Below are 14844 nucleotides of genomic sequence, written 5' to 3'. Positions count from 1 at the left end.
AGTGCCGGTGTTGTCCTTCAAGAGGACTGAGAGAGAGTCCGTTCCGACGTCATACCAGAAGTAGTGTGTCCATCCAGGGCCAGTAGCCCGACCGAGATCTCCACTGATACTCCGATCACCACTCTTTGAGTCGAGCTTTATCCATGCAATCTGGGTAAACTCGCTTGTTCCCCGGAAGTGATCATTGGGTGTCACCACGGTGTCGCCATCTCCGTAGGACAGCACGATATTATTCCAGTCTGCTCCGGGCGACGAGGGGTCATCCGCCCACGAGGCTCCCCTGATATCGCCATTTCGACTGTTTCCGCTATCATCGAACAGCCGATTACCGCTTCTTTCAGTAATTGGATAATTTGTAGCCTGCTCTCCCCCAGGTTTGGTCGCCTTCCTGACTGTATTACTCGGGTCGGACTCGGCAGCCCTGCATCCGTCTCCCGCCACAGCAGTCACGTAGAACTCGTATGAAGTGTCTGAGAACAAACCTCTTACATTCTCCTTTGTATCAGTCGACTCGGTCCACTTTGTGCCGTCGACATAAACATTGTAATGATCAACGGAGTCGCTATCCGGCGACGCTTTCCAGTCAAGGTTGACTGATGAGTAGGGATAGCCTGGTGGGGATGAGGGACGACCTGCAGAAAGGTTCGACGGTGCTGCCGGTGCCGGCCTGCTCCCAGCGAAATCCGTCCCGATGGCCCAGATGCGGTTGTCGTACGATCCTTCGCCGTTGTTCTGACCGACGAATCCGATGTACTCGTCGGTGCCGTTCCGGACGACGCCGCTTTTGTAGGTCCCGTCTGCGACAACGGTCTGGGTGTTCCAGGTCCCGTCGTCTTCCAGGGTTGCGACCACGCCGTCGGCGGTGTTGTTTCCAGGGTCGTTCGAGGCACCTCCGCCCGACTCGCCGTCGGCGTTGAGGACGCATTCGACGTTGTCGTCGCTGTTCACTCGGGGGGCGACGTAGTTTGAGATGACTTCTGTAGAGAGGCCGGCGATCTGTTGCGTGGACCAGCTCCCGCTGCCGTCGGATATCCCGTCGTAGATGCTGATCATAAAGTCCTGCACAGAGCTCCGGTTGTCTTCTCGCGTGATCGGGAACGTGACGTAGGCTTCGTCGGTTGCGGGGTTGAACCCGTGGCGTGCGGTGACGACCCGTTCGTTCGTGTTTTCGTCGCTCTCGCGGTGGTCGTAGACGTCGCACTGATGGCGCTGGTCCCAGTCGACGGTCGATCCGAGGTCCGTCCCGTCGTAGGAAAACACGCCCTCCGTTTCGGGATCGAAGTAGGCCATCCGGGGCATCTGGCGCTCCGTCCCGTGACCGCCGCCATACGCCGTAACCCACGTGAAGTAAATTCGCCTATTGTAGAAGTCGACGTCCTGCGCGTAGACGTCGTCGTCACTCCCCGGACCGGGTCGATTATCGACGACGGTGTGGCTCTTCCAGCTGTCGCCACCGTCGGTGGACTGCACCAGGACCCCGCGCTCGTGGTCGTATCCGCGGTAGAATCCGTAGATGGTGGTGCCATGAGAGCAGATGGATGTGTACGTCGCGTCGGGCATGCTGGTTAGCTCGAAGTTTTCCCAGTTCGAGATGTCGTGGGCGTTCGCCGTGCGTGCGTACTGCAGCGGGTCCGTGTGGCACCCGTAGAACACGTGGAGAATGCCGTCGGCGTCTACCGTCACCGTCGGTGGACCGTGGTTGTCGCCGTTCGGCAATGGATTCGTTCCGATCCGTACCTCGTCCGAGAAGGTGTTCGCGTCGTGGTCGTACGCGATGGCGTATGGGTCGTCATCTTTCCCCTGGAAGACCTGATACGTCGTATTCGCGGACGCGGCGTACTCCGCGTGCGGACCTTGCGTGTACGCTACCTGGGAATCCGCCTCACAGGTGGCGATTCTGGTACCATAACCATCAGTAACAGCCTGGACAGGAGCAGTGCCCAGTGAAAGGCCAAGCGCGCTAGCTCCAGCTGCCCCACCAATGCCAGCGAGGACGTCTCGCCGTGTAGTGTTTAGATCGGTGCGCTGGTCGGACTCCGTTCGATTGGTCTGATCGCTCATCGAACTGTTACTACTGAGTAGCGTTAGTATAAATCTTCGGTAGACAAGGTGTAACAGGTAGACAGAGCAATATGACTTCATGAGATTGTGATGATGGCTACACAACGGCGAAAACGATCATTTATCAGAACTTTTTAACATAGTGTTTATGACGTCATCAAAACTGTCTCCTGGCTGCTTACGGGAATTGAGTTTCTCCCAAGTGCTCTTATGTACTTTAATCGTTACTCTTTCGCTCATATCCCTTCTAAGAGAGTGCATGGTATGTCATAAGAAATTTTCGGGCGGTATCTATCCCAGCATAAATTATCTACGATTGATACGATACTGTCGCTGAGCGCGACGACTTGGCATTCGGCGGTGGTCGCGGCGTCGAACCACTCCGCGGGCACGTCGTCTGCGGGCTGGTCGGGCACCCACGCTCGTGCGCGGATCTGGACATTCAGCATCTGTTCGAGGTTGCGCTCGGTGATCCGCGGATTGGCGTATTTCTTGGTGATCGTCTCGCCCTGTTCGGTGAACATGGCCTAACGCTTGACGGGTTCGTTCGAGAGCGCGAGCAGTACCTCGTTCATCGGACGCCCACCCCGCGAGATCGGGCCATCGCGGCCGTGGAACAGTCGAAGGATGACATCGTAATCGTCCACGATGTCATCTAACTATCACTAGTTACGGTGGAGATCCCAGTTCGTAGGGAAGAAGCCATCTTCCTTGTTCGAGTCCGAGTACCCGAGCATCACCTTCTGGACGACCCCACGGGCGGCGAGCGCCTGACCGTACGCCTCGTTGTCGAAGAGGGTACCCATGATCTCGCGCGCCGTCGAGCGCGGCCTCGGTTTCGAGCAGCGGCACGACATCGAGTCCACAGTATTCGGGGAGGGAGACCGCGCCCGCCTGATCCGCGAGGAAAAGGATTTCGAGCATGTGGCTTGACTTCTCGGCCATCGAGATGCAGTAGGTATCGATGGCGTCCGCGCCGTACTCGCGCTGCCAGTCGTTCAGTCGATCGAACTGTTCGAGCACGCGTGCAGTGGGTGCGTCCACGACAGGTTTGCGGCAGAGTTATTGGTCGACGGGTTCGGGTGCTTGACCGCTCTCACATACGGATCTGAGCAGTCAGATTGATTATATTTACCGCGATAGTATCAAAAAGAACCCAGACACTCAAAATGCGGATCAGCCGCTTCCCAATATTTGGAACGACGGGCTTGCCAACGCTGTGTACTGGCTCGCCGAGTTCGTTTACTACTAGAATATCCAACAATCAAGTCAGATGATCGATGACCACCGTCTGGTTGGGGAATTGCTGAACGTTGACCAGACAAAGCCAAACATCAAAATATTCCCGATGATTGTGTAGTGACATTCGAAAAATGGTCGGTTTGTCCAGATTCTACAGTCTCAACTGAAAAGATATGTCCGCCTTCGTGATCGGGTTTTGAGTTACTACGTGCCGTGCTGATGAATAGTTGATTCAGCTCCTGTCCACCGAATGTGACGCTCGTCACGTTGATCACCGGCAGAGAGAGTCGGGTTTCGAGTTTCCCTGATTCGGTAAAGCAGGCCACGTCGCCGCTACCCCACTGCGCCGACCAAACCCGGCCCTTCGCATCAACGGTCAATCCATCGGGCTTGCCTTCGCTATCCCTGAAATCGGCGAACGTATCACGATCGGTAATCGAACCGGATTCCACGTCATAGTCAAATGCGTGTATCAGATGATTGTTTGTCTCTGTAACATAAAGTTGTTCGTAGTCGGGTGAGAACCCCATCCCGTTCGGAACGTGGACTCGACTGAGCAGTTGCTCGAACGTGCCGTCTCTGTCCAGTCGATACAACTGTCCGGGTTCGTCAGCATCAGACATCGTACCGCAGAAAACCCGACCATTCGGGTCCGCAACTACGTCGTTGAATCGCCCCGAAATCCCGGTAAGACTGAAGACGCCCCGCTGCAACTCTCCGTCGGCGTATCTACCCACTGTACCGTGGTTCATGAACAGTAACAGTGAGCCGTCGGACTGGAGGGTAAAGCCACCGATGAGGCAATCTTGGCAGACGACTTCGACCCCACCATCCTTTCCGGGGAATCGAAGCAGTCGTTGTTCGTCAATGTCGGTCCAGTAGAGGCAGTCTTCCATCGGGTGCCACATCGGACACTCCGCTAACTGACTTCTGTGGTTGTTGTAACGAGTTGGTGTATTCATTGTGCGGGCCATGCTACACAAGTCGAGTAGAATATAAGAATCTATGCCATTCCGTAATTTGTTTGTGTTAGCCAAACCAATCTGCAGATAGTCAACTGTCGAGCCGATCGACCTCAATGTTCAGCTCAATAATGTTAGCCGTACTGGAGACGAGATCTGGTAACTCCTCTTGGTAGAAGTCCCCGCTCATCCGACTAACCGGTCCCGAGACGCTGATTCCCCCGAGAACCGTCCCATCTGGTTCTAGGACCGGTGCGCCGACGCACCGAGCACCGTTGATCTGTTCGCCGCGGTCGTAGGAGACGCCTGTTTTTCGTATCTCGGCTAGTTCCGACTGGAGGCTCTCGTAGTCCGTGATGGTCTTTTCTGTCCGTTCCGGGAGTCCCCGGAGGTCGATGATCTCTCGAACTCGTTCGTCAGGAAGATGCGCGAGAATCGCCTTGCCGGTGGAGGTGTAATGGAGGTGTAGTTTCTTGCCCGCCCGCGATGTCGTCGTGGCCGCCTTGTCGCCTTTCTCTTTATGGATGATGTATCCCCACCCGTTCTGTTCGATCATCAGGTGGGCGTATTCGTCAGTCTGTTCGGCCAGTTGGTGGAGTTCGTCGCGGGCGGCCTTGAAAACCTCTATCTGGGTCTTGACGCCCTCGCCGATTTCGAGAAACCGCATACTCGGGTGGTAGACTTTTCCTCGCATGTGGACGTATCCCCGTTCCTTGAGCGTCGATAGCTGAGTGTGAACCGTCCCTTTATTCAGTCCTAGTGCCTCAGCGATTTCGCTGACCCTGGCCCCGTCCTGTTCGTAGAGTAAATCGATGATATCACAGGCGTTGGCGACCGACGCCACCTGCCGTTTCCCCGCTTCGTTCCCTTTTGTTTGCTTGCTCATGGCATATCATCTGTGGCGAACCTGTATAAACGTTTGCGATGACCAAACTATGGGGGAAATACCACCGGCTGAGTCCGAGCCACGAACACATACATTAATGTGCGGCGGTGACAAGGGACAAAATGTCGACGTCTCTCACCAGCGGCGTCACACTGGAGACGAAAATGAATACATCGGACGCGATCGACGTGCTCGGCGCTCGGGTTGAAGGAACGCTCGAACAGGTCGACAGCCGGTTCCCTCTGTACGCTGACTCGAAAACGGGGACATGGGAGACGACCGCCGACGGTAACTGGTGTGCTGGGCACTGGATTGGCCTCCTGTGGCTCGCGTCGGCCGTCACCGACGCTACGGACACAGTTACGCTCCAGCGAGCGGCAAGAGCATACACCGAACAAGCGGGATGGGACGCCCTCCAGAACTCGTTGTTCTCCGGAATGAACTACCGATACGCCGGTTATCGTGCCGCGGACATCACGGACGAGCCCTCGCTGTCAGCGTTCGGCCAGCACGGGGCGGAGGACAGTCGGGCGCTCTTTGACGAAACCGCCAGTATCATCCCCGTCGGATCATTCGGAACGCGGGGACTCGAACATCACGTCCGAGTGAACACGGAGGGAATCGCCGCCGTTGACGCGGTGTACACCGCCGGCGGCGTTCTGTGGCGGGCGGCGCGCGAAACCGGTGACGAGCGGTACCGACGTCTCGCGGAGCGGCACGCGGCGACGCACCGCCGCTGGTTCGTCAGAGCGGACGGAAGCGTCTGGCACAAAGTCGCCTACAATACCGAGACGGGCGACGTCCAGAAGCACTACAACCAACTGACACGCGCGCCGGATACGTGCTGGAGTCGGGGACTAGGCTGGAGCATCGCCGGTCTCGCCGACGCGTACAACGCGACCGGGGAGACCGAGTATCTCGACACGCTAGAACGCCACATAACGTACTATCGTCAGCATACGCCACCCGATGACGTCCCTTTTGCCGAACTCGGCGACGCCGCGCCGGAGACGTACCGCGACACCAGCGCGGCGGCGCTCACCGCGTATGGACTGGTTCGCCTCGCTGATGAGTCGCCGCGGGCTGAGGCACTTCGGAAGTACGGCCGGACCGTCCGCTCGTCGCTCGTCAAACGGTACCTCGCCAGCGAAGGATCGCGCCGCGGCCAACTTCGGGAAGGCTGTTACAACGCCGTCGACGACGTGGCCCCGCAGCATGAACTCATCTGGTCAACGTACTACTTGCTATGCAGCCTGACCGTTGACCGACATCGGGAGTTATTTGGTAGCCGGTGATGTTGTCTGTCGTATGCCGCTGCAGTCAGTGGAGACGTTTGTCGTCAGACACACAGACCAGGGACACCTCGACCTCGATGACGAGGGCCTCCCGGACCGACCCTACGACCTCGACAACTTCGGGCGGTTCTACCCGACGGGTCTCGAAGCACTGTTTGTCCGCATTGAGACAACAGACGGAGAAGTCGCGTGGGGCGAGGCACAGGCCCCCGCCGGGCCCGAGGCCGTCCAGAGCGTCATCGACAGGCTGCTCGGTCCGTTCCTACTGACCAGAGACAGCCTCGAACCGGTCGCCTGTCACGACGCGATGGTCGACGCGATGTCCGTCCGCGGTCACTCGTATGGCTATTACGCCGACGCTGTCGCCGCACTCGACGTCGCCCTCTGGGACCTCGCCGGGAAGCGCTACGGGGCCTCGGTCGCGGAGTTACTCGGCGGGCGACGCCGAGAGCGCCTGCCGGCGTACCTCTCCGGGTTGCGAGCCGATAGCCTCGACGAACGAGTGAGCGCCGCCGAAGCCGCCATCGACGAGGGGTTCGAGGGTGTCAAACTGTACCTCCGTCACGATCCCGTGACCGAACGGGAGGCGGTCGAGACCATCCGCGAGGCCGTCGGGCCGAATCCGGAGCTTTTCACCGACCTCTTCTGGGCGTACGACCTTCCGAGCGCGACGCGCATGGGAGACCTGCTGGCCGAGGTCGACGCCGCGTGGATGGAGGCCCCGCTGGGCGCGACCGAACGCGACGCCCACGCAAGACTGGCGAAGGCGGTGGACGTCCCTGTCGCCGTCGGCGAGCCGTTCCGGACCGCGGAGCAGTTCGAGGACTGGCTCTCGGCGGGTGCGATGTCCGTTGCGCAACCGGACGTGCCGCGGACGGGTCTCACCGGAGGTCGCCGGGTTGCCGACCTTGCCGATCGCGCCGGCGTACCGATCGCGCCGCACCTCGGCGGGTCGTTCGGACTCGGAATGGTCGCCACGTGGCACCTCTCGGCCGCCGTCGACAACGCCATGATTCAGGAGCACCAGCAGCGCTGGTACGACGCTTCACAGGACTTCCTCGACGACGTTACCGTCGAGAGCGGACAAGCGGTACTTCCGGACGGACCCGGACTGGGTGTCACCGTCGACACCGACGCATTGGCCGAGTACACCGACGACTCCGCGCTCGTGGAGCGCTAACGTCCGGTCTCGTTCGGTCTCTCGCCGAGTGAGGTCAGCTATCGACGAGTACCACACAGGTCAGACAGAGGGCGACACCGAGCGCGGCAAAGGCGGTCGCGTAGTCGACCGCGCCGCCTATCGTTCCGACGATAGCGGGCCCGGCACTACCGATGACTATCCAGCACATCCGTGCGGCCCCATACTGGCTCCCTCGGTCGTCGTCCGAGAGAACGGCCATGAGGTGGGCGTTGAACGGAGGCCAGAACCTCGCGATGCCGACGCCGAGCAACACGAGACCGGCGACGAGAACCGGTTGTGATCCGGCGACGACGAGTAACAGAACGCCGCCGACCGCCACCACCACGGCGACTGCCGCCGTCAGTCGTGGGCGATACCGGTCCGCCAGTCGCCCAGCGATGGGGTTGACGAGTAATCCGACGACGAGGAAGAGCGCAAACGTGTCGTTCGCCGCTGCCGTCGGGAGCGACTTGGCGACGTGCAGGAACGTCGGGAGGAATACTGTCGCGCCCTCCATGGCGATCATCAGCAACCCGGCCGCGAGAACCGCACGACGGCGGCTCTGGTTCGAAAATAAGCGAGTGACCGTCGCTCGCGCGTCCAACGAGACGGTGCTGGCCATGTATGATCCGCAGCGAGTGAGGTGAAGAACGGCCGTGAGGACGACAACGAGCCCAAGGACCGGGACGAACGCGTCTTGCCAGGCGGTGTGGGAGAGGACGGCGACAGCGAGTAGTGAGGCGGCGATACCGCCGAGTTGCGCCGAGCCGGAGTTCAGGCCGAGCACTACGCCGCGTCGGTCGGGACAGCGTTCGGAAAGAGCGATGACCGCGCCGGGCATGTACAGTCCCATCCCGAGCCCGTAGACGAGGAGCGTGGCCACGAACTGACCGCTACCGATCGTGGTTGCGAAGAGGGTCGCCCCGACAGCCAATCCGTCGAGACCGCTCACGAGGACGAGTTGGTGGCCGAGCGCGTCCGCGAGGCGACCCGCAGGGAAGTGCGCGAACGCGACGACGATAGCGAACCCCGTGAGCGAGAGGCCGACGGCCGCCGAACTCATCGACAGCAACTCGCGGATGGCTGGCAGGAGCGAGGCGAGCAGGACCCGGCCAGAGATGGTCGTCCCGGTCCCACCGATGACTGCCGGAACGCGCAGCAGACGTCCGCCTACTCCGTGCTCGGTCACGTCGGCGGATGAACTGTTCGCGAACGATTCCCTTCGATACGTCTCGGTAGCTCGACGCTTGGCTGGTACTTCATCAGTCCGTACGTTGGCGCAGGGGAGTATAAGTGTAGTGACGAGAGAACAGTCGGTGGAGACGACGGTTGAGGAATTCGACAGCCCGCCGACTACCAGTTGGCGTAGTTCTCCGAGACGAACGATGCGGATTTCGCGTCGGCCCACTCAAAGAAGGGGTGGATGTCAGCACGCCAGTCAGGGTGCTTACCGTAATCGCCGCCGAGTTCGCGATTACTAGTCCCGTCTGCGTGGTGAGCCCGCAACCGACGAAATTCGAGTAAATTCAGTAACTATTGTCGGTCTTGGTGCCTCGGTCAGTCGGTCGCTTCGGCGGTCTGTTTGGCGTCGATGTTCGGTTCGACATACTTCTCGTAGTACTCTTCATAGATGTCGTCGTACGTCTCGTCGAACGTGGTTTCGGGCGCGCGACAGTACGCTGAGTCGACGAGTCCTCGATCGGCCAGAATCCGTTTCTCGAACTGGATTCCCACCTTCGTGAGTTGGTTGAGTAAGGCGACGAGTTCGCTGTGGAGGTCGACCGCCCGCTGTCGGTCTCCCTGTTGATAGTAGGTGTGGATGCGGAGGTAGATGTCGTACATCGCTGAGGCGGGCATGACTCCAACGGCACCGCGGTCGTAGCCCTCGATCATCTCGTAACCAGCCCTGCCGACGAGGACGTTTGCGCCACCATCTGTCAGTTCGTGAAGCCTCGAGACGAACTTTCCGGGCGGGTCACACTCAATTTTGAAGTAGTCGATGTTTTCGACCTCGTCGTACAGGTTGGCGAAGAACCGTGGTGAGTGGGTCATACCGGTCGACCCTGGCGCGTACTGGACCATCACTGGGAGCGACACCGACTCGGCGATCGCTTCGAGGTGGTCGAAGACACCGCTCTCGGGTGGACCACGAACGTGTGGCGGAAGGATCATCAGCGCGTCGGCACCGCTTTTCTCGATAAACTGTGCTTGGTCGATTGCAACATCTGTAGACTGTGCGGTGACCGAGACGATAGACGGGATACCGCCGCGGTCGCAGGCGTCGACGACGATTCTCGTCATCCGCTCGCGCTCCTCTTCATTGAGTTTGTAGAACTCGCTCGCGTACCCGAACAGCGCGAGCGCGTGACACCCACCGTCGATCAGCGTTTCCGAGAGAAACTCGAGCCCCCCGTAGTCGACATCTCCTGACTCGGTGAATGGTGTATCGACTATCGGACATACTCCGTGTAGGGTTGTCTCTGTCATTAGTCCACCAAATGCCAGTGCGTGATGATTATACTTGAAACTTTCTGTGATAGGACTCTGACGTGGGAGACGAAGCGGGATACGACAATGACTAAGTGCAGTCCTGCGCGAAGAAGTATCATGGCTCGTATCGCAGTAACCGGAGCTGCCGGAAAAATTGGCCGCGAGACACTTCCGGCACTCTCTGAGCACAACGTTACCGCACTCACGCACAGAGACCACGATGACATAGAGAGCACCGTTATCGAACTCGAAGACAAAGACTGCCTCGTGGACGCATTCACCGGCTACGACTCCGTCGTCCACATGGCGGCAAATGGGTCGGCGACGGCACCGTGGGAGAGCGTCAACCGAATCAATATCGATGGAACGTACAACGTCTTCGATGCCGCCCGAGAGGCCGGCATCGAACGGGTAATATTCGGCAGCAGCAACCACATCACCCACATGTACAATATGCCTGCACCGGACGAACCCAGCGGGACGATAACGGACGCACGATCCGTTTCGACGGACGACTCGTTCCGGCCCTCCTCATACTATGGAGTGAGCAAACTGGCCGGTGAAGGGTTGGGAAGCCTCTACGCTGACCGCTACGGACTCGAAGTTATCAATCTCCGCATCGGCTACCTCCAGACAGAAGCGACCCTCAGAGACCATCAAGACGACGAGCCTAAGCGTGCACGACAAGCACGGGCAATGTACCTCAGCCCGCGCGACTACCGCCAAGCGATTCGGCTAGCTGTCACCGTCGACCTCAACCAGAATCCGCTGACGGTGAATCTCGTCTCACGCAACGATGACCGGTATCACACGCTCATTGAGGCGCTCCGGGGGCTAGGGTACCACCCGCGAGACAATTCAGCCGAGATACTCGACAGCTGATCCGTGACGAATCGACTCAGTTCGCCTTATTCTTCTATGTCTCCAGCGATGTAACGTTGCCGTCGTGCCCAGTCATCTTCGCGGTTGAGGTGTTCGACCATCGCTTCGAGGTGGTAGTGTGGATCATCCGTCGCGTCAAGCTGTACATCGAGCGTTTCTCGGAGTCGCGACCGAACGTCTTCGTATTCCGGGTCGTAGACGAGGTTCCGCTGCTGGTATGGGTCCGTCTCGTTATCGAACAAAAGCGCGTGACCCTCCGGAAGATGAGCGAATTCTTCCAGATCTGTCGGGACGCAGGCGTACATGTACCGCTTGGTTCGTACGGCCCGCCAGTTCTGGCCGTACAGGAACAGTTCTCGAGGACCGTCATGGGTCGGCTCTCGAACCTGCGCCGAGCGGTCGCGGCCATCCATCGCTTCGGGCACAGGGATGTTCGCGAGAGTGAGGAGTGTCGGTGCGACGTCAACGATACCAAAGAGCGCGTCGTTCTCGACACCGGCCGGAATCCGCCCGGGCCACCGAATCAGGAGTGGGATGTTTGCAGCCTCCTCGTGCGGTGTGCCCTTCTGGTTGTTACCGTGGGAGTACAGCAGGTCGCCGTGGTCCGAAGAGTAGGCAAGTATCGTCTCCTTAGCGGATCCATTCGCGTCGAGCGCATCAAGAAGGCGGCCAAGCTCATAGTCGATAGCAGTAATAGCGGCGTAGTAGTCTGCATAACATTCCCGCGGATCGTCGTAGTCGTACCGGTCACCAGCCGTGTAGGCATCCGGCGAGACGCGTTCGCCCCACTCGCGGATCGGTGGCGCGTCCGTGTTCCCTGTTGTGAGATTCAGCGAGTGGCCCGGAAGTATCGGTTCGACGTTCGGTCGTAGGGTTAACTCCGCAGCGTCGTAGCGCTCCCGAAACGCTTCAGGAACGAGTCGATATGGGTCGTGTGGCGGCCCCCATGAGACGAACAGACAGAACGGACGGTCGTCGTCCTGTTCGATAAACTCGATAGCCAGGTCCGTTTGGACCGTGGGTTCATACCCCTCCTCACGGATGAGCTCCGGTGAGTCACGATAGTATTGCGGGTTGAAGTAGTCGTGGACACAGTTGTGAACCGCCCAGAAATCGTCGAATCCCTGTCGGCGCGGTCCTGGCGGCGTCCATTTATCCCGCGGAACGCCGTCAATATGCCATTTGCCGACGTAGCCGGTCCGGTAACCCGCCTCGCGGAAAGCCTCGGCGATAGACGGGGCCTCCGTTGGTAGAGAGAACTCGTTCGTGATGACGCCGTTGGTCGTGGGATACTGGCCACTGATGAGGCTGGCGCGACTTGGCCCGCATATCGGATGATTACTGTAAGCGTTCGTCAACCGCGTTCCCGACGCCGCGAGCCGATCCATCGCGGGCGTCTCCACGTCATCGTTGCCGGCACACCCCATATCCATACCCCGATGTTGGTCGCTGAATGCGAAGACTACGTTCGGTCGCTCTGGGTCGGACACATCTCAACTCGCTCGGCACTGAGTATTATATGTTGCGCCGACACGCTACTCGGACGGCGCGACCACCCGAGCACGATAAAGGACGTACCCGCCGCCGCCGAACACCGCGACGACCGGAATCGCCGAGAAGACGATGAACAGGATGGACACTGGCGCGGAGAAGCCGAACCGCTGACGAACGATGCCGATGTCAAACGCCATCGCCACCGGCAGCACCGCCCAGTTGGCGAGGACAACGAGATAGTACTCGGCGACGAGACCCGCGGCGTTCACCAGTGGCACGGCCGCGAGTGCACAGACCCATACCAACGTCGAGACGATGACGATATAGTAGAGTGGGTTCGTCGCTTCGTAGAGGCCAGAGCGCATTAGCACGGCGAAGAACAGGCAACCTATTGAGTCTGTCGAACGTTCGTGTTCTCGTTGTCTCAGGGCGATAAGCGAGACAAAACTGCGGGCCAGTCGGTGGAGACTACCCCTTTATCGAGCCTCCGGTCAGACCTTTGACGAAGTACTTCTGCCCAAGCAGAAACGTGATGAGGAGCGGTAACACGATAATAACCGATGCCGGCAGTATGCGGTGGAAGGGTGTCGGCGTCTCGATGCCGCCCTCCCAGATGGAGATCCATACCTGGGCGACCATGACATCCTCGTTCCGCAGGATGATCAGCGGCCAGTAGTATGACTGCATCCGGGTGATGAAGATGTACATCGAAATGGCGATCAGAGCAGGCCAGAGCAGCGGCAGCACAATATTCTTGAACACCTGAAACTCGGACGCTCCGTTGACCCGAGCCGAGTCAAGTAAGTCGTCGTGTAGCACCTGTTCGGCGTTTTGCTTAACGAAGAACACCGCGAGTGGGATGGTGACCGAAGTGATGATGGCACCGAAGTAGGTGTTGATTAGTCCCCAGTTGACGGCCATCTCGAATAAGGGGATCGACATGAGTTGGAACGGGATAGCCATCATCACTAGGACGATGATCAGCATCGTCGTTGACCCTCTGAAGTCTATCTTCGCGAGCGCGTACCCAGCTGGTGCTGAGATGATGAGCATTCCCAGTGTGGTGCCTCCGGCGTAGATAACCGAGTTCAACAGCGTCCCTGGGAATATAGTTTCTGTCAGGAGGAAGGTATAGTTTTCGATGGCATGCCCGCTAGGAAGCAGCTGGGGTGGGAACGTCCCTAGCCCGCCCTGTGGGTACGTCGACGCAATGAGCAGGTAGTAGAGGGGAAAGCCTGTGAGGACCGCGATGAACGCGATAGTCGTCTTCGTTGAGTACTTGGCGAGGCGCTCGATGTGCTCGGATGTCGTACTGTACGCCTGTTCTTCCGTGTCGCTTTCGTCGCTCGTGAGTGGGTTTTCTATTGCCATTAGTCCGAAATGAAGGTGTATTCGATGACGACGATTGTTCCGATGATGACCGTGAGCGCGACCCCAATGGCTGCCGCAAAGCCGAGATTGAGTTCAACGAACGCCTGCTGGTAGAGGAGTACGACCAGCGTACGTGTCGCGCCACCTGGCTGTCCCCCGTTGGTCAGCACCTGAGGCCCCTCGAACATCTTGAGCGCACGTTGAGTTACAAAGATGAGTACAAGTGCGATGATGGGTCGCAGTTGAGGAACCGTGACGTGCCGGAACTGCTGTAGCCGGTTTGCGCCATCCACCCTGGCTGCACGGTAGAGATCGTAGTCGATCCCGACCAGCCCCGCGAGAAAGAAGATGAAGCTCACCGCGATATCGACGTACGCCCCTACAAGAGCAACGGAGACTTGGGCTGGCAGCGGGCTGTTGAGCCACGAGATCTGAATGCCGAAGAGGGCGTTCGTGGCCAGGTCCACGATGCCCTGTGGTTCGAGGAACATCCGCCCTAGGATCGCGATGATGACCGGAGCGATTACGATGGGCGCGATGAATAGCGTTCGCCAGACCGACCGATGCTTGATGAACACTGAATTCACTACAAGCGCGGCCACGAGTCCTGTCCCGACTGCAATTGGGACCCGAATCGCCGTGATTATTCCTGTGACCGTTAGTGATTGGAGGAAGACGTCCCGCTGAAAGAGGGCCATGTAATTGTCGAGCCCGATGAATTCTGTTCCCACCAGCGAGTACTCCTGTGTTGCCATCCACGGAGCCCAGAGCGTCGGCCATCCTTTAAATATAAGTGCCATCACAAGAAACGGCAACAGCAGCCAGTACGCGCTGAACGTCTCGTTGTATCGGAACAATCGTTTTGCCCGGTTGAGCAACCCGATGTCTGTTCGGGTAGACCCTTGTTCACCTGTTTGTGTCGCCATAGACCATGATAAGCAACGACGACCACCGTATTAAGCTTTGATGTGTATTGTCGTC

At 58.9% G+C, this 14844-nt stretch carries 13 protein-coding genes and 1 pseudogene; 3 read left to right on the top strand and 11 right to left on the bottom strand.

All coding sequences use genetic code 11. The features are described 5' to 3' along the window. The 5 genes and pseudogenes from TX76_RS13910 to TX76_RS13895 all read right to left on the bottom strand — a co-directional run. On the bottom strand, positions 1-2061 hold a 2061-nt coding region (locus TX76_RS13910; RefSeq protein WP_154019090.1), incomplete at its 3' end, for a BNR-4 repeat-containing protein. Positions 2062-2178: 117 nt separating this feature from the next. Further along, entirely contained in the window at positions 2179-2301 is a 123-nt protein-coding gene (locus TX76_RS18675) for an antitoxin VapB family protein (RefSeq protein ID WP_195156070.1), read from the bottom strand. Positions 2302-2420: 119 nt separating this feature from the next. After that, positions 2421-3096 (bottom strand): annotated as a pseudogene (locus tag TX76_RS17190) (phosphoenolpyruvate carboxylase); the annotation flags it as partial. Positions 3097-3395: 299 nt separating this feature from the next. After that, on the bottom strand, positions 3396-4265 hold the full coding sequence (locus TX76_RS13900) for an SMP-30/gluconolactonase/LRE family protein (protein WP_267462368.1): 870 nt from the start codon (positions 4263-4265) through the stop codon (positions 3396-3398). A gap of 91 nt (positions 4266-4356) precedes the next feature. Beyond that, positions 4357-5151 carry an IclR family transcriptional regulator gene (locus TX76_RS13895; RefSeq protein ID WP_049903186.1) on the bottom strand — a complete coding sequence of 265 codons (795 nt, stop codon included), beginning with the start codon at positions 5149-5151 and terminating at the stop codon, positions 4357-4359. A gap of 122 nt (positions 5152-5273) precedes the next feature. On the opposite strand from TX76_RS13895, the gene TX76_RS13890 reads away from it, so the two are divergent. Both TX76_RS13890 and TX76_RS13885 read left to right on the top strand, forming a co-directional pair. Continuing rightward, positions 5274-6446 (top strand): glycoside hydrolase family 88 protein, encoded by a 1173-nt coding sequence (locus TX76_RS13890; protein WP_049903185.1) that lies wholly within the window; start codon positions 5274-5276, stop codon positions 6444-6446. A gap of 13 nt (positions 6447-6459) precedes the next feature. Further along, positions 6460-7626 (top strand): mandelate racemase/muconate lactonizing enzyme family protein, encoded by a 1167-nt coding sequence (locus TX76_RS13885; RefSeq protein WP_049903184.1) that lies wholly within the window; start codon positions 6460-6462, stop codon positions 7624-7626. Positions 7627-7660: 34 nt separating this feature from the next. Here the strand turns inward: TX76_RS13885 and TX76_RS13880 are convergent, their stop codons facing one another. After that, entirely contained in the window at positions 7661-9034 is a 1374-nt protein-coding gene (locus tag TX76_RS13880) for an MFS transporter (protein ID WP_079890840.1), read from the bottom strand. Between the two features lie 149 nt (positions 9035-9183). Then, the gene (locus tag TX76_RS13875) at positions 9184-10113 is read right to left on the bottom strand and encodes a dihydrodipicolinate synthase family protein (RefSeq protein WP_049903179.1); all 930 of its coding nucleotides are present in this window, start codon (positions 10111-10113) and stop codon (positions 9184-9186) included. A gap of 87 nt (positions 10114-10200) precedes the next feature. Here TX76_RS13875 and TX76_RS13870 point away from each other — a divergent pair, with 87 nt between their 5' ends. Continuing rightward, on the top strand, positions 10201-10998 hold the full coding sequence (locus TX76_RS13870; RefSeq protein WP_324185982.1) for an NAD-dependent epimerase/dehydratase family protein: 798 nt from the start codon (positions 10201-10203) through the stop codon (positions 10996-10998). A gap of 26 nt (positions 10999-11024) precedes the next feature. Here the strand turns inward: TX76_RS13870 and TX76_RS13865 are convergent, their stop codons facing one another. From TX76_RS13865 to TX76_RS13850, 4 genes are all read right to left on the bottom strand, one after another. After that, the gene (locus TX76_RS13865) at positions 11025-12488 is read right to left on the bottom strand and encodes a sulfatase family protein (protein ID WP_154019088.1); all 1464 of its coding nucleotides are present in this window, start codon (positions 12486-12488) and stop codon (positions 11025-11027) included. Positions 12489-12533: 45 nt separating this feature from the next. Beyond that, positions 12534-12857 carry a hypothetical protein gene (locus tag TX76_RS13860; RefSeq protein WP_049903176.1) on the bottom strand — a complete coding sequence of 108 codons (324 nt, stop codon included), beginning with the start codon at positions 12855-12857 and terminating at the stop codon, positions 12534-12536. Positions 12858-12960: 103 nt separating this feature from the next. After that, positions 12961-13863, bottom strand: a complete 903-nt coding sequence (locus tag TX76_RS13855; RefSeq protein WP_049903175.1) for a carbohydrate ABC transporter permease — start codon at positions 13861-13863, stop codon at positions 12961-12963. Continuing rightward, positions 13863-14789 (bottom strand): carbohydrate ABC transporter permease, encoded by a 927-nt coding sequence (locus tag TX76_RS13850; protein WP_079890839.1) that lies wholly within the window; start codon positions 14787-14789, stop codon positions 13863-13865. Before TX76_RS13850 ends, TX76_RS13855 begins: the two co-directional genes overlap by 1 nt. Positions 14790-14844 lie beyond the last annotated feature (55 nt).

The sequence above is a fragment of the Halococcus agarilyticus genome, assembly GCF_000334895.1.
In the GTDB taxonomy this organism is placed as follows: Archaea; Halobacteriota; Halobacteria; order Halobacteriales; family Halococcaceae; genus Halococcus; species Halococcus agarilyticus.
The sequence above is the reverse complement of the archived record's forward strand: the minus strand, read 5'-3'. Positions and strand labels throughout refer to the sequence as shown.